General features: G+C 54.4%; 22 protein-coding genes and 1 tRNA gene. 9 read left to right on the top strand and 14 right to left on the bottom strand.

Going from position 1 to position 23,072, the window contains the following annotated elements:
- Positions 1-9: 9 nt before the first annotated feature.
- From AC5DDB_RS21515 to ribA, 4 genes are all read right to left on the bottom strand, one after another.
- The gene (locus AC5DDB_RS21515; protein ID WP_491741831.1) at positions 10-429 is read right to left on the bottom strand and encodes a hypothetical protein; all 420 of its coding nucleotides are present in this window, start codon (positions 427-429) and stop codon (positions 10-12) included.
- Positions 430-464: 35 nt separating this feature from the next.
- A complete protein-coding gene (locus AC5DDB_RS21510) occupies positions 465-1,136 on the bottom strand; it encodes a hypothetical protein (RefSeq protein WP_491741830.1) in 672 nt (223 codons plus the stop codon).
- 170 nt (positions 1,137-1,306) lie between these two features.
- On the bottom strand, positions 1,307-1,669 hold the full coding sequence (locus AC5DDB_RS21505; protein WP_491741829.1) for a hypothetical protein: 363 nt from the start codon (positions 1,667-1,669) through the stop codon (positions 1,307-1,309).
- A 93-nt stretch (positions 1,670-1,762) separates the two neighbouring features.
- Positions 1,763-3,022, bottom strand: a complete 1,260-nt coding sequence (gene ribA / locus AC5DDB_RS21500; RefSeq protein WP_491741828.1) for a GTP cyclohydrolase II — start codon at positions 3,020-3,022, stop codon at positions 1,763-1,765.
- 224 nt (positions 3,023-3,246) lie between these two features.
- On the opposite strand from ribA, the gene AC5DDB_RS21495 reads away from it, so the two are divergent.
- From AC5DDB_RS21495 to AC5DDB_RS21475, 5 genes are all read left to right on the top strand, one after another.
- Positions 3,247-4,350, top strand: a complete 1,104-nt coding sequence (locus AC5DDB_RS21495; protein WP_491741827.1) for a M24 family metallopeptidase — start codon at positions 3,247-3,249, stop codon at positions 4,348-4,350.
- Between the two features lie 42 nt (positions 4,351-4,392).
- Positions 4,393-4,902 (top strand): acetyl-CoA carboxylase biotin carboxyl carrier protein, encoded by a 510-nt coding sequence (accB, locus tag AC5DDB_RS21490; protein ID WP_491741826.1) that lies wholly within the window; start codon positions 4,393-4,395, stop codon positions 4,900-4,902.
- A gap of 258 nt (positions 4,903-5,160) precedes the next feature.
- Complete coding sequence (gene accC / locus AC5DDB_RS21485; protein ID WP_491741825.1) at positions 5,161-6,504, top strand: acetyl-CoA carboxylase biotin carboxylase subunit; 1,344 nt, start codon at positions 5,161-5,163, stop codon at positions 6,502-6,504.
- 306 nt (positions 6,505-6,810) lie between these two features.
- Positions 6,811-7,221, top strand: a complete 411-nt coding sequence (locus AC5DDB_RS21480; RefSeq protein WP_491741824.1) for a Minf_1886 family protein — start codon at positions 6,811-6,813, stop codon at positions 7,219-7,221.
- Positions 7,218-7,730 carry a hypothetical protein gene (locus AC5DDB_RS21475; RefSeq protein ID WP_491741823.1) on the top strand — a complete coding sequence of 171 codons (513 nt, stop codon included), beginning with the start codon at positions 7,218-7,220 and terminating at the stop codon, positions 7,728-7,730. The genes AC5DDB_RS21480 and AC5DDB_RS21475 overlap by 4 nt, the downstream gene beginning before the upstream one ends.
- A gap of 9 nt (positions 7,731-7,739) precedes the next feature.
- On the opposite strand, the gene AC5DDB_RS21470 is transcribed toward AC5DDB_RS21475, so the two are convergent.
- On the bottom strand, positions 7,740-8,285 hold the full coding sequence (locus AC5DDB_RS21470; protein WP_491741822.1) for a DUF2617 family protein: 546 nt from the start codon (positions 8,283-8,285) through the stop codon (positions 7,740-7,742).
- Positions 8,286-8,569: 284 nt separating this feature from the next.
- Between AC5DDB_RS21470 and AC5DDB_RS21465 the strand changes: the two genes are divergently transcribed.
- From AC5DDB_RS21465 to AC5DDB_RS21450, 4 genes are all read left to right on the top strand, one after another.
- Positions 8,570-9,403: a dimethylarginine dimethylaminohydrolase family protein gene (locus tag AC5DDB_RS21465; protein ID WP_491741821.1), complete on the top strand. Its 834-nt coding sequence runs from the start codon at positions 8,570-8,572 to the stop codon at positions 9,401-9,403.
- Between the two features lie 160 nt (positions 9,404-9,563).
- The gene (locus AC5DDB_RS21460) at positions 9,564-9,923 is read left to right on the top strand and encodes an STAS domain-containing protein (protein ID WP_491741820.1); all 360 of its coding nucleotides are present in this window, start codon (positions 9,564-9,566) and stop codon (positions 9,921-9,923) included.
- Between the two features lie 430 nt (positions 9,924-10,353).
- Positions 10,354-10,782, top strand: a complete 429-nt coding sequence (locus tag AC5DDB_RS21455) for an ATP-binding protein (RefSeq protein WP_491741819.1) — start codon at positions 10,354-10,356, stop codon at positions 10,780-10,782.
- A gap of 125 nt (positions 10,783-10,907) precedes the next feature.
- A tRNA-Asn gene (locus AC5DDB_RS21450) sits at positions 10,908-10,980 on the top strand.
- Between the two features lie 219 nt (positions 10,981-11,199).
- Here AC5DDB_RS21450 and AC5DDB_RS21445 read toward each other — a convergent pair.
- The 9 genes from AC5DDB_RS21445 to AC5DDB_RS21405 all read right to left on the bottom strand — a co-directional run bounded on the left by AC5DDB_RS21445 (position 11,200) and on the right by AC5DDB_RS21405 (position 22,978).
- Complete coding sequence (locus tag AC5DDB_RS21445; protein WP_491741818.1) at positions 11,200-12,198, bottom strand: DUF6807 family protein; 999 nt, start codon at positions 12,196-12,198, stop codon at positions 11,200-11,202.
- 22 nt (positions 12,199-12,220) lie between these two features.
- The gene (locus AC5DDB_RS21440) at positions 12,221-13,810 is read right to left on the bottom strand and encodes a sulfatase family protein (RefSeq protein WP_491741817.1); all 1,590 of its coding nucleotides are present in this window, start codon (positions 13,808-13,810) and stop codon (positions 12,221-12,223) included.
- Complete coding sequence (locus tag AC5DDB_RS21435) at positions 13,807-14,793, bottom strand: glycoside hydrolase family protein (RefSeq protein WP_491741816.1); 987 nt, start codon at positions 14,791-14,793, stop codon at positions 13,807-13,809. The genes AC5DDB_RS21440 and AC5DDB_RS21435 overlap by 4 nt, the downstream gene beginning before the upstream one ends.
- 92 nt (positions 14,794-14,885) lie before the next feature.
- A complete protein-coding gene (locus AC5DDB_RS21430; protein ID WP_491741815.1) occupies positions 14,886-16,457 on the bottom strand; it encodes a sulfatase in 1,572 nt (523 codons plus the stop codon).
- Positions 16,458-16,536: 79 nt separating this feature from the next.
- Positions 16,537-17,238, bottom strand: a complete 702-nt coding sequence (locus AC5DDB_RS21425) for a 3-keto-disaccharide hydrolase (RefSeq protein WP_491741814.1) — start codon at positions 17,236-17,238, stop codon at positions 16,537-16,539.
- An 11-nt stretch (positions 17,239-17,249) separates the two neighbouring features.
- Positions 17,250-18,524: a Gfo/Idh/MocA family protein gene (locus AC5DDB_RS21420; RefSeq protein WP_491741813.1), complete on the bottom strand. Its 1,275-nt coding sequence runs from the start codon at positions 18,522-18,524 to the stop codon at positions 17,250-17,252.
- Positions 18,525-18,572: 48 nt separating this feature from the next.
- The gene (locus tag AC5DDB_RS21415) at positions 18,573-20,036 is read right to left on the bottom strand and encodes a sulfatase (protein ID WP_491741812.1); all 1,464 of its coding nucleotides are present in this window, start codon (positions 20,034-20,036) and stop codon (positions 18,573-18,575) included.
- Positions 20,037-21,491 (bottom strand): sulfatase-like hydrolase/transferase, encoded by a 1,455-nt coding sequence (locus AC5DDB_RS21410; protein WP_491741811.1) that lies wholly within the window; start codon positions 21,489-21,491, stop codon positions 20,037-20,039.
- Positions 21,488-22,978: a sulfatase family protein gene (locus AC5DDB_RS21405; protein ID WP_491741810.1), complete on the bottom strand. Its 1,491-nt coding sequence runs from the start codon at positions 22,976-22,978 to the stop codon at positions 21,488-21,490. The genes AC5DDB_RS21410 and AC5DDB_RS21405 overlap by 4 nt, the downstream gene beginning before the upstream one ends.
- Between the last annotated feature and the right edge of the window lie 94 nt (positions 22,979-23,072).

Raw genomic sequence — 23,072 nt, 5'->3', positions numbered from 1 at the left:
TACTCAACGTCAATCCGCTTCACAGAGTTCAACCTCAACACCAGCTGCAATCATTTCCGAAGCGATTCGTGCGGCCTCGTCGTTGTCTTCAATGACCCACATCAGGTCGTTCGTTTTGTCGATGGGAAGATAGCTGGTATATGAGCAATTGGTAATGTTCAGTCGCAAGTCGAGTTCCTCCGCTGCCGCCTCCAGATCACGACACTCCTGCCCATTGAATGTGCCGACTTTGTATTCTGTCAGACCAGCAAGATTCGATTTTAGCTCGCTGATCGGCATCGCCTGAATCCGCGGAACTAGTTTGCGAAGACTCATTAGGGTTTGAACAGAAAGAGGGTTGTCGAGGATCACTACAACATCAAACTGGTGATGGAAAGTCTTGACCAGAACCCACTCAAGCGAACGATCCCAATCCATCTTTTCATTCATCAGTCATCGTCCAATCGTAAGCCCTCTCCTTCAACTTATCTCTCCCACTCACGATCATACTCTGGCCAATCGTTGGCGAGCAATCTTTCGAACACCCAATTGATTGTGTCTGCGACTGAACCTAGTAAGTGAATATGACCGGTTTCGTGGTTCACCCAGCCACCACGATCGTCTTCGGTGTAGACCAGCATATCGCCGCTGTCGCTACGACCCCAAATATGTGTCGTCGCCAGTTCGACGTCGGCCCCGAAATATTCGTAGTTGTAACAGGACAAAGTCTTGTGATCGGTGGCACCAACAAGGCCACCTGCACAACCGAAACAATTCCACAGTATGACATCGAGGTCGGCATAGAAGTCTTGCATTGTCGACGGATACAAATCCAGATCCGGCGAATCAGGGAGCCCAATCAACGCCCCGGATACGCCTTCACATCGCCAGTGAAATCCTGCCAGACTAGAGTTTCCCCACCCTAAATTAAGTTCGAGTTCCCACCGACCGGCTGTCGTCAAAGTATTCAGCCAACGCCTCAGCGAGTCGTAAGGCGTACGACTTGCGATCGTTTGGAAGTGAGACACGGGATCAATGAATGCTTGATGAACCCCTGCGTGAACAAGCTCCCGGTGTTTGGCCGGAACATCACCAAACGCGTCCCCCGGTTCCAGAACAATCGTCTCGTAGCCTTGTTCGTTGACTATAGTTCTCATCTCGGCTCCGAGCCTAACCATTCCACGATTTGGCAACGACAATAGAAACTCGCAAGCGTGGCCCTCGCAATGAATTGTTAGTGATATTTGGAGACACGAGCCAGCAATATGCGCTCGCACTGGCAAAGCCAATGGCGCCCAGGCGATTCTTAGATAAACCTAGGCGTGCTTCACTTTGGGCGTTTTAGTGCGTTTCGATAGTGTTCGAACGCCGCTGTGACATTTTCTTGACGAACCTTGATTTCTGCATGTTCATCCAACTCAAAGTCGACGGAAGACAACCAGTTTCGCCCATTCTCCGGCAACTGAAACAAACCGCCTTGACGACTATTAGCTTCCGCTAGTCCTGGCAGAAACTCGGCCGCAATGAAAAACCGATCGTCGATTTGATTGATGACACGGCATCTCGCGAGTCGTGTCAATGCCCGTGATAGTTCACCCGAAGTCGGGATGGCGTGATTCATTGCATCGGCCGTCGCGATGAGATCGGGCAAAGAAACGCCTCCTGGTCCATGTGCCAAATAGACAGACATCAAGATCCATCCGTCGTTAAAACTCCAGTCAAACTGCGAAGTCATCAGATGATTCTGCTTGCAAGGTCCTCGGGGGCACATCGTTCCACTGCACTACTCCGGTTCGGTCACGTCCTCGCTGGGCAATCGGTGGCCCATTTTGTCTCGTTTGGTGGCTAGATATTGTTCGCGGTGGTTGTGGGGTGGGGGGGCGATGAGGGGGACTTGTTCGACGACTTCGAGGTCCATGCCGGCGAGGGTGAAGGCGTCGGTTTTCTTCGGGTTGTTGGTGAGTAGACGGATTTTTGTCAGCCCTAAATCCTTGAGGATTTGCAAACCGACCATGTAGTCGCGGTGGTCGGCCTTGAAGCCAAGTAGTTCGTTCGCTTCAACCGTATCGCGACCTTGGTCTTGAAGTTGGTATGCTTTCAACTTTGCCATCAAGCCGATGCCCCGACCTTCCTGCGGCAAATACACAATCGCTCCGCTTCCTTGCTCGTAAATCGATTTCATCGCCAGATGCAGTTGGTCGCCACAATCACACCGCAGCGAATCGAGTAGGTCGCCGGTGAAACATGACGAGTGCATCCGCACGAGCGGCGGTTTGTCGGGGTTCTTCAAATCGCCCCACACAATCGCAAGTGGTTCCTGCGATTCATGCTCGACTCGATAACCGATCAACGTCGGATTGCCATACTGACCGGTCGGGATCTCGACTTCCGCTTCCCGGTGAATCAACTGTTCGCGGACGCGACGATAACGAATCAGTTCCTCGATCGAGATGATCGGAATGTCGTGTTCGGCTCCGATTTCGCGGAGTTCGTCGAGCTTCGCCATCCCTTTGCCGGTTCGACTGCAGATTTCGATCAGGCAACCGACCGGTTTGTGTCCGGAAAGTCGCATGAGATCGACGGTCGCTTCCGTATGTCCCGCGCGTCGCAACACACCACCGTCTTTCGCGAACAATGGGTTCACGTGCCCAGGACGCAAAAATTCCGCCGGGGTGGACTTCGGGTCCGCCAACTTCTGAGCCGTCAACGCGCGGCTTTCCGGACTCACACCGGTACCCGCGTCACGGTGATCGATGGGAATCAGCATCGGCGTGCCATGCGGCGCGGTGTTTTGATCTTCCTGCACCATCGGACGCAGGTCCAATCGGTCGGCCACTTCCATCGACATCGGCGTGCAAAACACACCACGTCCGACAGAGAGCATAAAGTGGACTTGTTCTGGCGTGATGGTTTCGGCTGCGCAGATGAAGTCGCCCTCGTTCTCGCGTTCGGCGGCATCGACCACTATCACCAATTTCCCCGCCCGCAACGACTCGACAGCTCGTTCGACCATGTTGAAATCGTTGCGTTGTGCGTCTGTCATGATTTTCGGATCCTCGTTCGTCATCGAAGTGGTCGGCGATTGCATTTGACCACATGCGACCGGCCTTTCACCCAATTATTAGAAGATGGCACGCCGAATGACTAGTCGCCATGGAGTTCAAACACAAAAACTGGCCTAACTCAGTAGCGAGACACAGGAAAACTTTCGTAGGATCACCCGACCACAATCAACGGACACGCCGAGCGTCGGAGAAAAAGACACCAATGGCAACAGATCGGTATCAAAAACGCCGTGAGAAACTTCTGCGAGCGCTGAAGAAGGCGGACGCTCCGCGATTGCTGGTCACGAACGAGACGAACGTTTCCTATCTGACGGGGTTCACCGGCGACTCTTCGACATTGCTCATCGACGCGGACCGCACGATTTTCGTCAGTGACACCCGTTATGAGACGCAAATCTCCGATGAGTGCCCGGATTTGGAGACGGTCATCCGCACGAATCGCGAGAAAATGACCGACAAACTCGGCGAGTTGGTCAACAAGCTCGGTTGGTCGTCCTTGGGGTTTGAAAGCGATGCGACACCGTATTCGCAATACTCGGCGTTGAACGATGCCACAGAATCGACGGAGTTGGTGCCGTTGTCCGGATTGGTCGAAGAACTCCGGTCAATCAAGGATGCTTCGGAGATCAAAGAACTGCGACACGCAGTTGCGTTAGCCGAACGTGGGTTCGATGCATTGAAAGCCACTTTGCGACCGGAAGCGACCGAATTGGAAGTCGCGCATGACCTGGAACATACGGTTCGACGTTTGGGTTCGCCGGGTTTGGCGTTTCCGCCGATTGTGGGTGTCGGTGCGACGGCTGCGTTGCCTCATGCTCACCCTGGGACACAACGCATTGATGCAGCAGGGTTTGTGTTGGTTGACTGGGGTGCCACTGCCCCCAGCGGCTATCGAAGTGACTTGACGCGAGTTTTGGTGACCGGTAAAGTTCCGGCGAAACTGCGGAAGATTTATCAAGTCGTTTTGGAGGCTCAACTTCGGGCCATCGAAGCGATTCGCCCGGGAATCCCGTGCCAGGAAGTGGACGCGGCAGCCCGGAAAGTGATCGAGGACGCCGGCTTCGGTTCCCGGTTTGGTCATGGGTTGGGTCATGGCATCGGCTTGGACATCCATGAATCGCCGCGAATGTCGCCGGTGGAGAAATCAGAACTAAAACCGGGTATGGTGATTACCGTCGAACCGGGGATTTACATTCCACACTGGGGTGGGGTGCGAATCGAAGACGATGTGCTCGTCACGAAAGACGGCTGCGAAGTGTTAACGTCAGTCCCCAAAGACTGGGACGAAGCGATCGTAGCGTTGTGATCACTCGGCAGCGGACATCGAGAGTCAAAAAGGCAGAGAATAATGGATCAGGAGCACCACGACTCACCACAAGAGTCGGAAAGCGGTTCATTCGATCTCGACAAACTCCGAGAGCTTGTCGAAATGATGGAAAAACACGAACTGACCGAGGTTTCGCTTCGGCGTGGTCGGGAACGCTGGCATTTGAGACGTGGCCCGCAGGAGGTCTATCAAACGACGCCTGCAGCGTACACGCCGCCACCGTCCGCTCCCGCACCAGCGACACCCGCACCGGCAGCGAGCGCTTCCACCGGGGATAGCGAGCCTGCGAAACCAGGTTTAATCATCAAAGCGGAAGCCGTCGGCACATTCTACACGTCGGCCTCGCCGGATGATCCGCCATTCGTGCAAGTGGGCTCGAAAGTCGAACCCGACACCACGGTTTGCCTGATCGAAGCCATGAAGGTGTTCAATCAAATTCCAGCTGGTCTCAGCGGAACAATTGCCGAGGTGCTCGTCGAGAATGGAGAAGCCGTCGAATACGGTACACCATTGTTCCGCGTCACCCCGTAGTGTTTGAGCATTGCAGAAATATTGGAGAGCCGGTTCCGAATTTCGACATCAACTTCCAATTGGAATCGAGGATCGAAGAACACGAAAAGAGGGACGCAAAACTTTGCTTTCCTCGATCTCTTGCCTTCAATTCTCGAACATGAACGTCGAAGGAGTCAGAACGACGTTTCGACTGCCTTCAACAATTCAGGTTTGATGACCCGCTAAATTTGTCCGTCCGCAAACATCCGAAGCCACGACCGACGTCGTCGAGAAATCATGTTTCAACGTATATTGGTGGCCAACAGAGGCGAAATCGCCCTGCGAATCATTCGAGCCTGTCGCGAGATGGGGATTGAAACCGTTGCGGTCTACAGTGAGGGCGATCGCGGTGCTCACTATCTGAGTTTGGCGAATGAGTCGTACTGCATCGGCCCGGCCTCTGCGTCTGATAGTTATCTGAACATCAAGCAGATTATCAGTGCGGCGGAAGTTGGCAATGTGCAGGCGATCCATCCGGGATATGGGTTCCTCTCCGAGAACGCCCACTTCGCGGAAGTCTGTCGCGACTGCAAAATTGCATTCATCGGCCCGCCTCACGAAGCGATGGCGAAACTCGGTGACAAAGTCACCGCGCGGGAAATTGCAGAGTCGGCGAATGTTCACACCGTTCCCGGTAGTGATGGCCTATTGACGACGGAACAAGAGGCCTTGGAAACCGCCGAACGCATCGGCTATCCGGTGCTCATCAAAGCAACCGCCGGTGGTGGCGGCAAGGGGATGCGTGTCGCCCGGAACGACATCAGCTTGAAAGCCGGTGTGAAGCAAGCCGCGCAAGAAGCGGAGAAAGCGTTCAAGAACGCGGGCGTGTATCTCGAGAAATACATCGAACGACCGCGACACGTCGAGGTGCAGATTCTCGCCGATCAGCATGGCAACGCTGTTCACCTCTGGGAACGTGATTGCTCACTGCAGCGGAAGCACCAAAAGCTCGTCGAGGAATCACCCGCTCCGAACTTGCCGTTGGCCGTGCGACAGGACATTTGTAAGTCAGCCGTCCGCTTGGTTCAAACCGCCGGTTACTACAACGCGGGGACCGTCGAATTCTTGGTCGATCAGGACAACCAATATTACTTCATCGAAGTCAACGCTCGGATTCAGGTCGAACACCCAGTGACCGAGCAAGTCACTGGAATCGACCTGATCAAACAGCAGATCCGTGTCGCAGCCGGTGAAGAGTTGACGATGCGACAACGGGACATCGAATGCAACGGTTCGGCAATTGAGGTTCGAATCAACGCCGAAGACCCTGACAACGATTTCCGCGGTTCACCAGGTCGAATCACGAAACTTCGGTTGCCAGGCGGTCCGGGAGTGCGGTTCGATTCGCATGTGCACGAAGGCTACTTCGTGCCGCCGTATTACGATTCGATGATCGGCAAACTTATCGTGCATCGAGGCACGCGTGCCGAGTCGATTGCGTCCATGCGACGAGCATTGGACGAGTTCGAAATCGAAGGCATCAAAACCACGATCCCGCTCCTGCGGAAGATCTTCAATCACTCCGCCTTCGCCGACGGCCAAGTCGATACCACGTTCATCGAACGCACCTGGATGAGCTAACACGACAACGCAGACGGACAGTTGCAGACAGCATTTCTCGGGTTTTGCAATCTCTTCGTCCACCGAGAATCTTTCGGTTTCAGCGTCAGCCATGGGGCGTGCAACAACTGTGAACCGGCGGAATTTCTGCGGTCGGATTGCGGATGCGGACGGCTCCGAGAATTCTTTTCAAACAACAACAAGACTCGGATTGCCAGAGGTGGGAAAGTTGTTATCCTGAACCGATAGAGGCCCGCGATGGACTCTGCGACCTCCATGATTGCCTTGCGATCATGCATTGATCCTCCTGACTCAGACAACTGCCCCATGCCCACCACCAGTAAGTCTCGACAGGCGACTACCCGGTTCCGTTACCATCACAACGCTTACCGGTTTCTATTCTCGGCACTTCGACACGTTCAAGACGAGCGTCAAGACGGCCTTGGCATTCAGTACAACGAAGACTCTGACGATGCCCACGTCACCGGCCAGGAGTTGCTGGAAGGTGTGCGGGAGTTGGCTCTGCAAGAGTTCGGTTGCTTAGCGACAACGGTGTTTCGTCGCTGGGGTGTCACTTGTACCGAAGACTTCGGCAAGATGGTCTTCGAAATGGTCGAACGCGGCGAAATGCGAAAGACTGAACAAGACTGCATCGAAGACTTTATCGATGTTTTCGACTTCGGGACCGCGTTGGATCAGGGCTACCGAATCGACGCCAGCCGAGCGTTCAAGCGGTGAGTTCGGGCGACCAGGTGAAAACCGAGACAACCAACACACAGGATGTCGTCACCGTCGACCCGGTCACCGATGCGAAACTCCGGCTGCGATTGTTCGCCGGATTGCTGTTAGGCGGTGTCTGGCTAACTGGTTTGGCGGTGTTGGCATGGCAGACCGCAAACCCGGTCACGCTTAACCGAGAGCAAATTCGGCGTTCGCGGTGGGTCGTGGTCGGTACTCTCGACACAAAAACGAAATTGCTTAAAATCGAGAAAGAATGGCAGCCCAACGAGCGATTCAAAAAGCCAGGTGTTAGCATCACCAATTTGGACGCGACGCGACTGCGACCGGGGCAACGATACATCGTACCGCTTCAACGCGATAGTCGAGATACTTATAGCGCTCCCACTGGCTGGGAGGTGACGCCCACGCTATTGCCGAACAAAGAACCGCTCGTCTATCCGGCCACCGACGATGCACTCGCACAACTCAAACGCATCCAGCAAGAGTTGAAGGAAGCCGACCAGTAGCCGGCAACCTCACACTTCGAACTCATACAGCGATTGCGTTTTGACGACGGCCAAGCTGTCGGGAAACGTGTGAAACGCGTGGATCAGCAAGCTATCTTGTGCTGCATCGATTCGCATCAAGCTAATCGGCACCGAACCAAATCGCGGGTTCGCTGCAAAGGCACACGCTAAATCCGCGGTTCGAATATCGAGCGTCAGTTCGTCGTGATATCGCTCGTAAACGTTCGACTCCAACCGTTCAAGTTGGAAACTCGCATCGTAACGAGCCGCCTCGAACGTCTGAGATTCGTGCTGGCATCCCTGCAATCGTCGTTCGACGCGTCGCCGATGCAAAGGCAACATCTGCTGACGAGTGGCGATCACTTCCGTCAAACACTCCGAACGATGACGGACAATGATCACGTGTCCGGCATCCCAGAGACGGAACTCCGCCGTATAATTCTCTCGCTCGATCCGACGCTCTGCCGATACCTGAAAAAGTTCGGGGTGAACCGATCGGTCATACATTTGGAACGTCAGTTCGGAGACGTCCGGCCGAGCAATACCAACCGTCATTCGGAGTACCCAGTGATTTGAGGTTTTCGTTCGATGAACCTTCTGATGACCGAAGGTCAATTATAGTTCTTCCAACGGAGTCGAGGGAAGATCTGAAAGCTCGGGAAAACTCGGATTCAACGGATCAAGAAAATCTCTGGCTTCATCCCTTGCGTCCGCTTCTGAGATTGTTCTCGGCGGCGATGGTGGCAACAAACTGATCTCGTCAGAAACTTGGGATTGAGTAAAACGTGCGGTAGCGTTCGATTGACTATCGACGAACCATCCCCCAAAGGTGAATGGCCATGCGCGATTTGACAAGACCGACCATCCTGATGTGCCCACCCGATTACTTCGGAATCGAATACGAGATCAACCCGTGGATGAGCCGTTCTCGACAAAGCGACCATGCCGTCGCTGTCGCCCAATGGAATGCCTTGCGAGAGAAACTGGTTGCAGTCGGTGCTGAGATCGAACTGATGGAGGCGGTTCCCGGGTTGCCGGATTTAGTCTTCACCGCCAATGCGGCACTCATTTGGAAAGAGACCGCGTATCTCGCAAGATTCCGCCATCCCGCGCGACAAGGTGAAACGGCAGTTGATGCAGCATGGTTTGAAGAATACGGCATGAACACCAAGACGCTGCCGGAACCTTGGGCATTCGAAGGCGCGGGAGACGCGTTGTTTTGCGGCGAATCTCTATTCGCGGGCTACTTGATTCGCAGTGAAGCGTCAGCGATGCAATGGCTGGGCAACGAACTCGATTGCCGGGTCATTCCGGTCCAGCTTGTCGACGACCGTTACTACCATCTCGACACATGTTTCTGTCCGCTTCTCCCCGATATGGCTCTTTGGTATCCGCCCGCATTCGATACCTACGCTCAACGCGCGATTCGCGAGCACATTCCTCAGCTCATCGAAGTGGCCGACGACGAAGCCACACGGTTCGCTTGCAACGCCGTCGTTGTTGGAAAACATGTCGTGCTTAACACGGGTTGTCCGCGTCTGTGTGACAGCTTATCGACGCAAGGGTTCGAACCGCACCCAACTCCCTTAGACGAATTTATCAAAGCCGGAGGAAGTGCCAAGTGTTTAACGCTTCGGCTAGATGGCGAAGACGCTGCCATTTGGAATGCCTAGCGCATGGAAAAGATCCGTAGGGATCGCTTGATATTACTTGACTTTCTGCACCGAAGCGGTGAAGATCAAGCGAAAACCATCCATGTGAAAATCAAACTTTCTGGTCCTCACACTGGAACGGCTCTCTTCTAGAACCCCGCGACGAAGGCGGAATACACCAATGTCAGCTGCCGGTCATCGACGTCTCGAAATTGAAGAAGTGGGGGACGTAACCGTCGCCCAATTTGTCGATCGAAAAATTCTTGATGAAACCAATATTCAGATCATTGGAAACCAACTATTCAGTTTGGTCGACGACGACGATCGTGAAAAAATCATTCTGGATTTTTCCAATGTCGAGTACCTCTCGAGTGCCGCTTTGGGAAAATTGATCACGATGGATAAGAAGGTCAAGCAGGCCCGCGGTCAGCTTCGACTTTGCAGTATCCGTCCGGATATTTACGAAGTGTTCGCCATCACAAAGCTCAACAAGCTCTTTAGTATTTACGAGAATCGTGACAAAGCGCTCGAGGGGTTCTAACGAACGCGTCTTGTTGGTAGGCCGCTTCCTTTGGTAGGCCGCTTCCTTCGAGTTTGGAACACACGTATCACTCGGTGAATACCAGTATTTGTGATGTGGCGATCTTGTCCTGACCCCAATATTGCCAAGTCGATTGATGAAGCAATTCGTGGGCTCGAGACATCCTTATTGAACCATCGGCCGCTCATCTATTCCACAGCGAAGTTTGGGCTTTGCGTTTTGACCAAATTAGGGATGGCAACACCATATCGATTTTTTTTGGCGGTCACGATTATTGCCTCCTGTCAAAGCCTCGGTTGGATAACGACACCTAGAGCAGTACACAATTCACCGTAGCGGGCTATGTCTCGTGGAAGTGCGATAAAGCGTAGATTTGACGCATCCACCACAGACACAGAAAGCCACGATCCGGTCTAGGTTGAAAAAACGAATGGACTACCAAGAGCAATTCGAGGTCAGTATTCCGAGTGACACCAATGAAGGTCACGCGATTCAAGAACGTATCATCGGTTTGCTGGAATCGATGGAGTTTCCGCCTCGCGATGTCTTCAGTGTCCGCCTCGCACTCGAAGAAGCTCTCGTCAATGCCATCAAGCATGGCAACAAATCCGACAGCAGCAAGAAAGTTCATATTGGCTGCTGGATCAATGCCGATATCGTTCGGGTTCGAATTTGCGATGAAGGCCCGGGATTCAAACCCGAAGACGTGCCCGATCCGACGGCTGTGGAGAACTTGGAGAATCCCTCCGGCCGAGGTTTGATGCTCATGAAAGCGTTCATGAACGTCATCGAATTCAACGAAATCGGCAACTGCGTCGTTCTCGAAAAGCACCGCGGTGTCGACAACGACGACGATTAAACCGCCTCGATCTGGAAAATCGATTAGAACCCAGGATTTTCCCGCGAACCCCTCCCAATACTCTTGCATCCGATGTAAAGAATCACTTTAATACGTCTCTGCACCGCAACAAGCAGTGCCACTTTTCCCCGATAGCTCAATCGGTAGAGCGAGCGGCTGTTAACCGCTAGGTTCAAGGTTCAAGTCCTTGTCGGGGAGCTTGGAAAAGCCGGATCACAATCCGAACCATTAACCCTCAGTCGCAAGTTGTTTTGTGGCTGAGGGTTTTTGTCGTTCGAGTCAAGGTAGAGTGGATTCTGGTTCGGGTCATAACTCTGTTCTGAATCAGGTCTCCGATCCGAACCGAAGGAGTTTGGAGCGATCGAGATATCCGCAGAGTCCACACGATGTTGTTCATTCCGGTCGTGACGTGGTTTTTCATGATGCTGTTTTCAATGAGCTTACTATTTCGCGGGCTTCGAGTACTCGTTCCAGTGTTCCTGGATCATGTTCGCGTCGGTTGCGTTCGATGTCACTAGGTAGCGGTAGCGGGAAACGTATTCCTTTCCTGGCTCGATTTTGAATGCACCCTCCACCATCGGAGCAAAGCAGAAATAGGGTTTGTTGGGATGGATCCGGACGGGCTGCGGCGCTCGGAAGTTCTCCGGGCTGCAAAACACTGCAGCCGATACCTCCTTGCCGTCGATCTTGCCGGAGAATCCAGGTCGGACGGGTGTGATTGCCTTCCCAGCGATCTTTGCCTTCGCTCGTTAGAAACTGCAGGTCGCCCGAATGGATGCTGTGATCTTCCTTTTCCTTCAGCCACTGATAGTTACCGCGAATTGCCATGCCACCGTAGTGATACTCCGCTAGGCCCAGCGGTTTGTCGGAGGCACATTGCTGAACGCTGACGATGTCGAAAAGAAAATGATCCGCCGGCGTCTGGTGAACGGTGACGTTCCAAGTCTCGTGGAGTGCATCGATCCACTTGTCACCGTCCTTAACCATGAACGCGTGCTTGACGGTAAAGGCGACCTTTCGCTCCTCTCGACGCAGATTCACCACTTTGCGAAATTCGATTCTGCCAAGATCCTTTGCCTGATTCCAAAAGTCTACCTTCTGACCGTCAAACTTGCTCTTCACCCAGGCGAAAAACAGAGCGTGTTGATGCGCATGATCTGCCGGATAATCGCCAGTGAGTTCCTGACCCGTCGGCGTGTAGACCGGATGAATGTAGCCGCTACGACTAGAATACTCCGGCGTCCCTTCGGGAACTGGCTGCGCTTTCTTGATGTACCGGAGAACTGGTTTTCCGCGCAGCATGACGCGGATCGTGTCATCCGTCTCGGTCAGTTTTAGGTCATCGCCAGCGGCTGCCTGTGCGGTAACACTGAATGAAGACAGCAGAAAGAACAGAGCGATTGATATTTGCCTCATTGTGGTACGGCTCGCATTGTCGTTAGAACTTCAAAGGCTTCTTCTTTTTCGGCGGCGGAACGAACGTGGGATCAACGAACGGTATTCGATCGAATGTGCTGCCGTCCCCCATTACACGAGGGTCGCCGGTGTCCCGGAGTTCCGTCATCAGGCGATCGGTGAGTTCTCGGAGAATGTCCGAGTATTGTGGGCTCGTCGCGACGTTGTTGATTTGATCGGGATCGCTCTTCAAATCGTAGAGCTCGAATTCGGGGCGGACTGAGAAGGCAATGTCGAAGAACTTGCGATAGGAATCGGGCTTGGTCATCAGCAAGACCTTCGTGGGACTCGCGTCCATATCCGGGTAGGCAAGGTAGTGATCCTGCAGCAAATGCTCCGCAGTCGCCTCGCTGTTGTAGACGTCTCCCATGGGCATGCGTTCTGGTTTGAAGTTGCGAATCAGCAGAAAGTCGGCGGTGCGAATGGCACGTGACGGGTATGGAGCACGATCCCTGCGAGCTTCGCCAACATGACGTTCACGACCGATGATCACGTGATCGCGATCCCGATCGATAACGCCATTCTTTTCCGATGTAAGTAGTGGCATCAGGCTTTTCGCCAGCATGTGATTCGGTCGCTCGACGTTCGTCGCTTCGAGTACGGTCGGCGCGATGTCCATCAGGCTGACAAAGTCGTCGACGCTTCTGCCAGGCTTCACGCGATCCGGCCAACTGACCAACAACGAGACCATTGAACCAAAATCGTGCAAATTGCATTTCCCCCGCGGCATGCCGGGCATCCCGTGGTCACCGGAAACAATGACCAGTGTGTTCTCAAGTTCGCCGCGTGCATTCAGTTCCTCGATCAGTTCGTTAACCATGCCATCCCACGCCAACGCCTCACCAAGGTAGTCAGTCAAGTCTTCTCGGACGTCGTGTACATCTGGCAGGAACTTTGGCACCTTGCCTTTCAGCGAATCTGGCTCGAGCCCCCACAAAGCCTTGCCGGAACCTCGTGTCCATTGACGGTGCGAGTTATGCGGGCCGAACCAGTAAAAGAACGGTTTGTCGTCTTTGTTGTCGTCGAGGAACTTGCGGAAGTTGGATCTGACAAACGAGAAGATCTCTTTCTTGCGAGCTTCCTTGTCGGATGCTGCGGAGACAGCCTGAGAAAAATTGCAAATCGGATCTTTGTGCCTAAGGTCGCGTTTCTTGCCCGCCTTGTTGGTTGTCTTTCCCCAGTGCATGACGTGATATCCATGCTTCACCAGTAACTCCGAAAAGCCGGGCAGTGACTTAAACGGATCGGGGGCGTTGCCGTATTCGCGGCAACGAAGAAACGCATTGCTACCGCAACGATAGAACGGCATCCCCGTCACCACGGCAGCGCGGCTCGGAGTGCAACTTGGAGCGCTGACAAACGCATTGTTGAACACAACCCCGCTGCGTCCAATCGCATCAAGTGCCGGCGTGTCGATCACATCATTCATCCCCGGTTTCGCCGGGTCGCGGAAGATACTCGCGTAGCGCCCCCAGTCGTCGGAGAAGCAGAATAGCACGTTCGGGCGTTCGCCAGCCGTCGCCGAATACGTGAGACAGAGACTCATGAAAGTCGACACAAGGAGTCTTATCATTGATCTTCCTTTGATGTGGATGCTGCGGCGGCGTCTTGTGCCAACTTCACCAGGGCATAAACCAGCAGCCGCGGAGCTTTGGAAGCGCTCGAATACAAGTACAGGGTGTCGCCTTCTCGATAGAATACTGTTCCGCGAAGACGATCGTTGAGGGGTGGTTCCGCTGGCGGATCAACCAGAACGGGGCGCTCGCCGCTGGAGCCAACGGAGTTCAGTTCGCGATCGACTTCGACACACTTTAGATTACCGCCACGCCATGATGTGTGGTCCTGATAAGTGATAAAGTTACGGCCTTTCAGGCGCAGCAGCGCCGGTCCATAGCAGTCATTCATCTCACCTTCGACGGGTTCTACCAACGGAGTCTTGACCTGTGCCCAGGTCTTCGCGTCCTTTGAATGAGCCAGCCAGATGCAACGGATTCCGCGTTCCTCGATGAAGCCTGAATAAAGCATGATGTACTTGCTGCCGAACTGCTCGAGCGGGTATTCGTAGACACGGTTGTAGGTTGCGTTTCGAGTGCCGATATTGCTCGCTTTGATGCTGACGCTGTCGTACTCGAAGTGGATTCCATCTTCGCTGGTCCACAGTTCGGTTTGACTGTTCTTGCGATGCCCCCACAGGAAGAACTTGCCGTGCTCGTCAATCCAGCGAACCTCGGGCGCCGACGGGCCTTCCACGACTGGGTTTGCTTTGTACTCGATCCACGGTCCATCCAGGCTGTCCGAATACGCCATACTCGTCGCGATGTGCTTGTGAGGCGCATAGTACAGATAGTGCTTCCCCAACGCGTTCTTAATTCGCCCCTCCGTCTTGACGATCGCCGGGTGTATCAAATCGTTATTCGGTGAGTAGCGAAGATCCTGCGGATGAAGCGCGATGCCCTGAAACTCGAAGTTTGGTAGGAGCCCCTGTGCCGGTGTGTCATTTCCCGAGCACAACGCGACAGCCAGACAGTACGCAACGATAAGTCTGAGATTATGCATGGTTCACTGCTTTCCTGGCTTCGTGACGAGCACTATTGCCGTGATGGACCATTCTAGTCCCGAACTGGAGGGGAATTTTTGCGCAGGTGTTGCTACCGTTCATCTTCTTCCAGTGGCCGACTTCCTTTGAAGGCTCCCCAGTCTTTTCGCTTTCGGTAGTCTTTGTCCTGCTCATAAACCTTCAAGTCAGCATCAGGGTTCAGCTTGGGGATTCTGGCTCCGACCTTTTCAAAGTAGCTCATCATCTCAGCGTGGAGCTTCTTGTGCTGGTCTGGATGCTGCGGAGCGATATTGGTCACCTCACCGATGTCGTTGGACAAATCAAACAGCATCGGAATGTCGGGTTGATCGTAGAAATGCAGTACCTTGAGATCGCCGGAAACGATCGCCGAGTGCGGCAAGCCGGAACGGTAATGCGGGTAGTGGAAATAGAGGTTGCGATTCAAAAACGCCTCGTCGGGCTTCGCTCCCGCCATGTACTTTGCAAGGCTAATGCCATCTAGATCTTTGAGTTTGCTTGAGCTGCCACCGGCCCAGTCGATGAAGGTCGGCAGAAGGTCGTAGTTGACGACATTGCCGGTGAATGTGGTTCCCGGGGCAATGCCAGGACCTTTGACGATCATCGGCACGCGAATGCCACCCTGCCAGCCCCACCACTTGGCTCCATGGTGCGGCTGAGTCAGCTCGGGCTGAAGCTCGATCTGTTCGTGTCGATATCCGTTATCCGACACCATGACGACGTAGGTGTTGTCTTCGATCCCCAGCTCTTTGATTCGGTCCAGCACGGCTCCGATGCGACCGTCCAGGTCATCCGCCATTCCCAACCAAACGGCAGGGTCATCGCCAAGCCGAACCGTGTCTTTGTGTTTGTTGTTTGCTTGGTACCACGCCTGCACCAACGGGTGATCGGCGTATTTCTCCCGCGTGGCGGGCAAGCATTCCTGCCCCGCGTGCATCGCATAGTGTGAAATCTGCAGATAGAACGGCTTGCCAGCTTGGACTTGCTGGTCCATAAACAGCAACGCCTTTTCAGTAACGCTGAACATCAATTTAGGGTCGGTCAGTTTTGGCGGAAGTCGTCGCGGTTTTGGCTCACCTTCTTTCACAAAGCTTCGCAGCGTATTGCCGGGATTGTTGTTTGTATCGCCGTCGTGAAGGACATAGCCTTCGTCCCCCGGATCGCCTCGCATGTGCCATTTTCCAATGTGGGCACTCACGTAGCCGAGTGGCTTCAATGCTTCCGGGATCGTCACGGTGTCCTCGTCGATCGTCATGTCCGAGATGCAGGGAACGACGGGGAAATTGGGATATCCCTTTTCGTCGAAGTAGTCCTGTCCGCGGTCGTTCATGTAAACGGTGAATCCGTTCCGCGGTGAGGACTGACCAGTTTGAATGCAAACTCGCGATGGAGAACACTGCGGTGACGCGTACGCATTGGTGAACTTCATGCCCTCGCGGGCCAGTCGCTCGACATTCGGCATCTGCAAAACCGGCATCCGCGAGTTTTCCATACCGTCGCGCATCGGAATGGGCGTGCCGTTCCACGCCCAATCGTCGATAAAAAGGAGCACGATATTTGGCTTCTCTTCGGCAGCACATGTGCCGACCAACAACCATCCAACGATTAAGAGCAAAACTGCTGGGGTGACTTTGGTACTACTCATCACGGCTTCCTGACTCGGGCTGCGTGCAAGGCTATTCTCATGTTTGGTGATATTCCCTCGTTTGGATTGTCGCACTCGATTATTTCTTCTCGATTCGACGGACGCGAATCGACCGAAACGAAACGTGCCGCGCTTTCTCCGGTGACTTCTTGACGCCGTGTACCTGCAGTGCAATCACGCCCGATGGATACTTTGCGTAGGCCTCAGGATCAGTGACATCCCCCGTCTGTTTGCCATTGATCCATGTTTGAATTCGCGGCCCTTTGGCCAAGACTCTAAGCTTATTCCACTGGCCGTTCACCATCGCTTCATTGCGGATCAGATCTTCTTTCGGAGTGATCCATGCGCCATTTCCCTGGTTGAAGATGTAGCCACTTCGTCCGGGAGATTTTCCAATATCTACCTGTGGTCCGTGAACGGACGCACGAACCTTTCCAGCATCGTTGGTGCGCGTCAGTTGAGTCCGGATTTGAACGCCTGAATTCAGGTCCGTGTCGTGAAGTTTCACTTCCAGTTCAAGCTCAAAATCACCGTACTTTTCTACCGTGTGCAGAAACTGAGTCTGACTGGAGCTCGTCCCGACGATCACTCCGTCGGCAAGCGAAAACTGCGTGTTGTCGCGTGTTGGTTTCCAGCCTTCGAGGCTTTTGCCGTCGAACAGACTTGCCCAATCATCGGCAAAGGTAGTGCCACACCAAAGCGAGACCGCAATGAGCGCGATGAGTGAGAAGTACCGTTGCGTTTTTGCGCGATCAGAATGACAGTTTATGAAGGAAAGCATTTGAGCTCCGGTTAAACATTGGGAAGCGCGAATTCGCGACGTCGCTCTTTGGTCAGCAAGGCATTGGCGGCATCATCGCCGATAATTTGCTCTTTGGTGGCGTCCCAGTTGATCGTACGGCCGGTAACCCGACAGATATTGATAAGGTGCGCGACGCTGGTAATCAGATGGCCGATTTCCACTGGTGCATTGGGTTCGTCGCGAGTTTGAATGCAATCCAGCCAGTTGGCGACGTGCGATTCGGTCTGTGATCCGGTGAAAGGCTGAAGCAGGTTCTTCGGATTGCAGGCGAAGCGTCCTCGATTGATTTCCATCTTGCCCTTTTGGCCTACAAAGATTCCGCCAAAAGCCGGTCCGTCGGTACTTTCCAAACGAATGACGGTACCGTCCGGGTAATACAGCCTCACACCGCGATCCCTAACACTGTCCGCTTCTGTAGTGGGTTCGATCCGCTTCGGTGCAACGTTCTCCCAGCCCATTGCCAGATGAACCATGTCCAGTGCATGTGACCCACGATCGCAGATTGGTCCTCCGGTGAACGTGTCAAAGTTCCGCCACCGACGATGAAGCTGTTCGTGATAATCGAGCAACTGTGCCTGGTCACAAAAGCGATTCCAATCCATGCCTTCGGGAACGGGTTGCGGGTCGAGGCCGGTAGCAGGCCGAGAGCCTGAGTATTTTTTGACTAGGATCGTTGCGACTTTCCCCAAGCCACCATCGCGCACGAATTCACACGCATACTGATTGATCGGCGTACTGCGTTGTTGCGTGCCGACCTGGAGCACGCGCCGGTGTTTTCGCACTGCTTTGACCAGAGCCCGACCTTCGGGAATGCTGAAACTCAGTGGCTTTTCTGCGTAGATATCGAGGCCTTTGCTGCAGGCGATGATCGCTGCTCGAACGCGCACGTGATCCGGCGTCGCGATCATTACCGCGTCGAGATCTTCAGAATCGAACATCTGTTCGTAGTTCTGATAACGTTTCCAGGCTTCACCGGCCTTTGGATTTTTCGTGTTATCAGCTGCAAGGGCATCGATCTGTGGCAGGTAACAGTCGCTGACGGCAACCAGTTCCGCGCGATGGGATTCGCGAGACAGCGCACGCGTCAACCATTTGGCCCGATTGCCCGCGCCAATCAGACCGACTCGCAATTTTTTATCTTCGGATGTGCGCGGTGCGGCATAGATCGTCGACGTCAGCAGGCCGGACGCTGCCAGCGTGGTCGTCGCGCCGATCGATTTCAACGCTGATCGACGTGAAGTCTTGTTTTCAGGGGAAGGGTTCATCGTTGATCCTGTTGTTTCAGCTTGTTTCATGATGTGAAAGTAATTGGATTATTTCGTCTTCGCTCTTCGAGACTCCCTGCGCTTCCTGGTCAGGGCGGAGGGAAGGGGGTGAGCGGCCTCCTCGAAACCAGGGACCAGGGCTCGGAGTTTTTCAACGGTGGTAGCGTATTTCGGGTTGTCGATCTGGTTGGTCCATTCGTGGGGATCCCTGGAGGCGTCGTAGAATTCCTCCTGGTCGGACCCGTACCGGGTGTAGCGGCCGAGTTCATGGCGGATGCTGATATAGGCCATGTCCGTTTTCGTTTTATCGCACAATCCGGTGATGGCGGTGCTTTCCCACGGAGCTTTCGGGTCCTTGAGCAGAGGGACCAGCGAGCGTCCGTCGACGCAGGCGGGAGGCGTCAGTCCGCACAGTTCAGCCAGGGTGGGGTAGATGTCCATCAGGGAAACGAACCGTTCAGACACACCCCCGGCTTCGGTGACTCCCGGCGCGCGAAACATCAATAAGACGTGCGTTCCCTCCTCCCAAAGGGTCGTCTTTTGCCAGTGATGTTTTTCTCCCAGGTGAAACCCATGATCGGTGAGGAAGACGACAATGGTGTTGTCCTTGTAGGGGCTGTTTTCGAGGGCATCGAGGACACGCCCGATCTGCGTATCGACGTAGGTGGTCGTGGCGAGGTAAGCCTGCACCGCTTCTTCAAGTTTTCCAGACTCGATCACCTTGTCGGCGAAGCTCCCGATCCCATCGCTCACCGCTTTGGCCAGCGGAGGAAGGTCATCCAGGTCATCCTCCTTGAGTTCGGGAAGGACAATCTGGTCCAGAGGGTACATGTCAAAATACTTTTGCGGGACATACCAGGGCATGTGGGGATTGAAGGAGCCGTAGGCCAGGAAGAACGGCTTGTCGTGTTGTTTCTCCAGGATCGCGATGGCCTTATCGGCCCCGCCAGTATCATTCATTTGTTCCTCGGTAAGGTGTATCGGCCCCCAATCCTGTTCGCCTCTGCTGAGTTTGGCCAGCGGTGCACCTGGAGGAGCCGGATCGCGTTTGTGGCCAACCTTAACGTCCCAGTGTTCTTTCTGGTCCCAGCCGTGGGTGATCTTGCCGTAGCCGAAGGTGCCGTAGCCGTTCTTCTTGAACAATCCGGCCAGTGACAGCACGGCCTCCTGGTTCATTACCTCACTTGTGCTGATAGTCTGCGCGTTGTTGTAGATCCCCGATTTCCACGGAGCTACACCTGAAAAGAACGCGGTGCGGGAAGGCGAACAAACCGGCGCGGCGGTGTAGGCCCGAGTGAAGTTGACACCACTGGCAGCCAGACTTCGCAGATTGGGGGCGACGACTTTGCCTGCGTACCGGTCCGCTTCCTCAAGCAGCCAACTGTTCAAATCATCGGCGACCAGAAACAGCACGTTCATTGGCTTGTCCGGCTCAGCCGCTTCGGAGGCCGAGTGTGTGAATAGCGAAATGATCGCGCCGGCAAAGACTGATTGTACGAGTGTGAAACGCATCTACCGTCTGCTCCTCATCTTTCTGTTCTTCTTTGTCGCTGGATCTTCCGCACCGGGCAGTCTGCCGATCGGTCGGCTGTTAGCTTCGAGTTCTTTGACAGCCACCTCCATAAGACGTCGCAAGACTGCGACGATTTCGGGATGGTCGGCTGAAACGTCTCGCGTCTCGCCGGGGTCGGCCTGCAGGTTGAAAAGCGACCCGGCCGGAGCTGACGGACGCTTTCCCTCTCGCCCGCTCTTGCCGCCCGGCTTCAATTCTCGAACGAGCAGCTTCCACTTGCCGTGGCGAATCACCGAGCCGGGCACGATGAACGATTCGTGCATCGGTTTCTCGGGTCTTTCGCCCTTCATGTAAGGAAGGATGTTACGACCGTCGATCACGCGGTCGTCCGGCGAGTCAACTCCTGCGATCGCGCAGAAGGTCGGCAACAGATCGATGATTCCGGTGATTTGACTGTTCGTCGAACCAGGCTCGATCGTGCCCGGCCAGCGCATGATGCACGGGACACGAATGCCACCCTCGAAATCGGTCCACTTGCCGTCGCGAAGCGGGCCAGCATCGCCGCCGTCGATCCCAAGCACTGGGCCGTTATCCGACGCGAAGATGAACAAGGTGTTCTCAGCAATGCCCTGCTCGTCGAGAACTTTCATCAGCTCACCTACCTGCCAGTCGATTTCGCGAATCACGTCACCGTAGGTGCCGCGCCGCGATGTATCTTTGAAACGCTCATTGGGAATCCAAGGCGTGTGCGGTAGCGGCGATGCGTAGTAGAGAAAGAACGGTTGTTCTTTGTTTTGCTTGATGAAGCCAACCGCGGCGTCCAGCAGTTTCGGCGAATGCTGTCCGTCGGTCTTTCGCCTGATCGACTCAACCCGTTCGAGGTTTCGATAAATCCCCGTTCCCTGATCGAGATCGATCATGAAGCCGTAGAAAAAGTCGAAGCCGTGACGAACCGGATTGAACGCATCCCATTCACCAAGATGCCACTTGCCGACGATCCCCGTGGTGTAGTCGCCTGTTTTCAGAAGCTCGGGGGTCGTGACTTCTTCGGAGCGAATTCCGATGCGGTCTTTGTTGTAGATGACTTTGGTGCAACCAGCACGATGCGCGTGCGAACCCGTCATGAACGCCAGGCGCGTCGGCGAGCACCGCTGATGCACATAGAAGTCGGTGAACTTTATACCTTGCTGGCACAGCCGATCGATGTTCGGCGTTTCAAGCGAATCGGAGCCGTAGCAACCAAGGTCACCGTAGCCCTGATCGTCCGTCATAAAGACAACGATGTTCGGCTTGTCGGCCGCTTCGATGAGACCTGCAGTCAATGCCAAAAGAACAGCGTGAGAAACGAGTGTGAGATGTAGCTGCCGTCGCCAGACGGCGGACCACGCTCCGGCGAGCGTAGCTACGAAAGTAATCGCTATGCCGCTGCGCTGTTCGAAAGATTCATTGCTCATTGTTCGCTCGCAACTCCCGCTGGACGTAAGTTCTTTCTGAGATCAGTCTCGAAAGTTGCCAGTCGCCGCTTCAGGCGTTTGGTGATGTCGGGATGCTCGACAAACAGATTGTCTTGTTCACCGATGTCCTCACGCAAATTGTAGAGCGCCTCCGCTGGTTCTCGTTTCCGACTTGTGGCCTTACTGCGTTTCTTGATGAGTGCTTTCCGCTCTTTACGAGGAAGCTTCCGCTCCTCCGCAGTCAACTCAATCTCTACTTTCGGGTCATCCTTTTCCGATGAGTCATTCACGAGGTATTTCCAGTCGCCGACGCGGATTCCTGAAACGTTTCGGCCTCGCAGGTAGTAGATGGCCTCGTGAGGTGACTTCGCATTTGGCTTGCCTGCGAGCAGGGGCCAGATGTCCTTTCCATCAATCACGCGGTCGTCGGGGACGTCGCCGCCCGCGAGTTTTGTCAGCGTCGGCAGCAGGTCCATGCCGGTGATGGCTTCGTCGGACTCGTTTCGCCCGGGAATTGTTCCCGGCCAGCGAGCAACGAACGGGACTCGCACGCCTCCTTCGAGTGTCGAGCCTTTGCCGCCATTCAACGGGCCAGCACTGCCGCCTTTGCCAGTGTTCGGGCCGTTGTCCGATGTGAAGATCACCAGCGTGTTCTTATCGATCCCAAGTTCTTTCAGTGATCGCAGAATCTCGCCGGTGCTCCAGTCGAGTTCCTGAATCGTGTCGCCATAGATGCCTCGCTTGCTGCTCCCGACGAACTTCTCGGAAGCATGCAGCGGAATATGCGGCATGTTATGAGCCAGGTACACAAAGAACGGTTTGCCTTTGTTTTCGGTGACGAAGCGGATGGTCTCGCGCGTGTACCGCTGAGTGAGCTGTGTCTGGTCCGCGGGAACTTCGATGACGACGTTGTCGCGAATCAGTGGACATGCGGCCGTCTCTCGCTTCAGGATTCCGTCGCGGGTGTAGCTTTCGCGAAACACACAGTCGGCCGCGTACTTCTTAATCGTCGGGTAATAGAACTGGCTGTTGGATGACGGCGTTCCGTACCAGTAATCAAAACCGTGGTTCAGCGGCTGGAACATGTCTTCGTTGCCGAGATGCCACTTGCCAATGATGGCCGTCGCATACCCTTGATCCTTCAGCAGCTCCGGCAGCGTGATCTCGTCAGGGTTCAGCCCGTGGTGGTTCCGAGGAAACATAACACCACCGATGCCGACACGAGTCGAATGGCTGCCGGTCATCAGCGCCGCGCGAGTCGGAGAGCAGACGGGCGAAACATAGAAGCTGCTGAACTTCGCTCCTTCGGTCGCCATACGATCGATGTTGGGCGTGGCAATGTCGTCGGCTCCGTAGCATGACAGATCGCCATAGCCGAGGTCGTCTGCGAGGATGACGATGACGTTCGGCTTCTCATCTTTTAACCCAGCATACGAAAGCGAAGTGGCTAGGCAAAGGATGGTCACTGCTGCATGAAATCGATTCATTTGTCTTGTTGTTCTATACCAATTGTGTCTGTGTTGATTCATCGTTTCAGGTTCAGTCGTCCGAATGTGTCTCAACTAAACGGGAAAACGAAAC

The organism is Thalassoroseus sp. (assembly GCF_984380535.1).
This window is presented reverse-complemented; position numbering and strand designations above follow the sequence as displayed.

Bases quoted from the DNA above. Each gene is read 5' to 3' on its own strand.
- AC5DDB_RS21515 (WP_491741831.1), bottom strand. From the start codon at position 429: ATGAATGAAAAGATGGATTGGGATCGTTCGCTTGAGTGGGTTCTGGTC.
- AC5DDB_RS21510 (WP_491741830.1), bottom strand. From the start codon at position 1,136: ATGAGAACTATAGTCAACGAACAAGGCTACGAGACGATTGTTCTGGAA.
- AC5DDB_RS21505 (WP_491741829.1), bottom strand. From the start codon at position 1,669: ATGTCTGTCTATTTGGCACATGGACCAGGAGGCGTTTCTTTGCCCGAT.
- ribA (WP_491741828.1), bottom strand. From the start codon at position 3,022: ATGACAGACGCACAACGCAACGATTTCAACATGGTCGAACGAGCTGTC.
- AC5DDB_RS21495 (WP_491741827.1), top strand. From the start codon at position 3,247: ATGGCAACAGATCGGTATCAAAAACGCCGTGAGAAACTTCTGCGAGCG.
- accB (WP_491741826.1), top strand. From the start codon at position 4,393: ATGGATCAGGAGCACCACGACTCACCACAAGAGTCGGAAAGCGGTTCA.
- accC (WP_491741825.1), top strand. From the start codon at position 5,161: ATGTTTCAACGTATATTGGTGGCCAACAGAGGCGAAATCGCCCTGCGA.
- AC5DDB_RS21480 (WP_491741824.1), top strand. From the start codon at position 6,811: ATGCCCACCACCAGTAAGTCTCGACAGGCGACTACCCGGTTCCGTTAC.
- AC5DDB_RS21470 (WP_491741822.1), bottom strand. From the start codon at position 8,285: ATGACGGTTGGTATTGCTCGGCCGGACGTCTCCGAACTGACGTTCCAA.
- AC5DDB_RS21465 (WP_491741821.1), top strand. From the start codon at position 8,570: ATGCGCGATTTGACAAGACCGACCATCCTGATGTGCCCACCCGATTAC.
- AC5DDB_RS21460 (WP_491741820.1), top strand. From the start codon at position 9,564: ATGTCAGCTGCCGGTCATCGACGTCTCGAAATTGAAGAAGTGGGGGAC.
- AC5DDB_RS21455 (WP_491741819.1), top strand. From the start codon at position 10,354: ATGGACTACCAAGAGCAATTCGAGGTCAGTATTCCGAGTGACACCAAT.
- AC5DDB_RS21445 (WP_491741818.1), bottom strand. From the start codon at position 12,198: ATGAGGCAAATATCAATCGCTCTGTTCTTTCTGCTGTCTTCATTCAGT.
- AC5DDB_RS21440 (WP_491741817.1), bottom strand. From the start codon at position 13,810: ATGATAAGACTCCTTGTGTCGACTTTCATGAGTCTCTGTCTCACGTAT.
- AC5DDB_RS21435 (WP_491741816.1), bottom strand. From the start codon at position 14,793: ATGCATAATCTCAGACTTATCGTTGCGTACTGTCTGGCTGTCGCGTTG.
- AC5DDB_RS21430 (WP_491741815.1), bottom strand. From the start codon at position 16,457: ATGAGTAGTACCAAAGTCACCCCAGCAGTTTTGCTCTTAATCGTTGGA.
- AC5DDB_RS21425 (WP_491741814.1), bottom strand. From the start codon at position 17,238: ATGCTTTCCTTCATAAACTGTCATTCTGATCGCGCAAAAACGCAACGG.
- AC5DDB_RS21420 (WP_491741813.1), bottom strand. From the start codon at position 18,524: ATGAACCCTTCCCCTGAAAACAAGACTTCACGTCGATCAGCGTTGAAA.
- AC5DDB_RS21415 (WP_491741812.1), bottom strand. From the start codon at position 20,036: ATGCGTTTCACACTCGTACAATCAGTCTTTGCCGGCGCGATCATTTCG.
- AC5DDB_RS21410 (WP_491741811.1), bottom strand. From the start codon at position 21,491: ATGAGCAATGAATCTTTCGAACAGCGCAGCGGCATAGCGATTACTTTC.
- AC5DDB_RS21405 (WP_491741810.1), bottom strand. From the start codon at position 22,978: ATGAATCGATTTCATGCAGCAGTGACCATCCTTTGCCTAGCCACTTCG.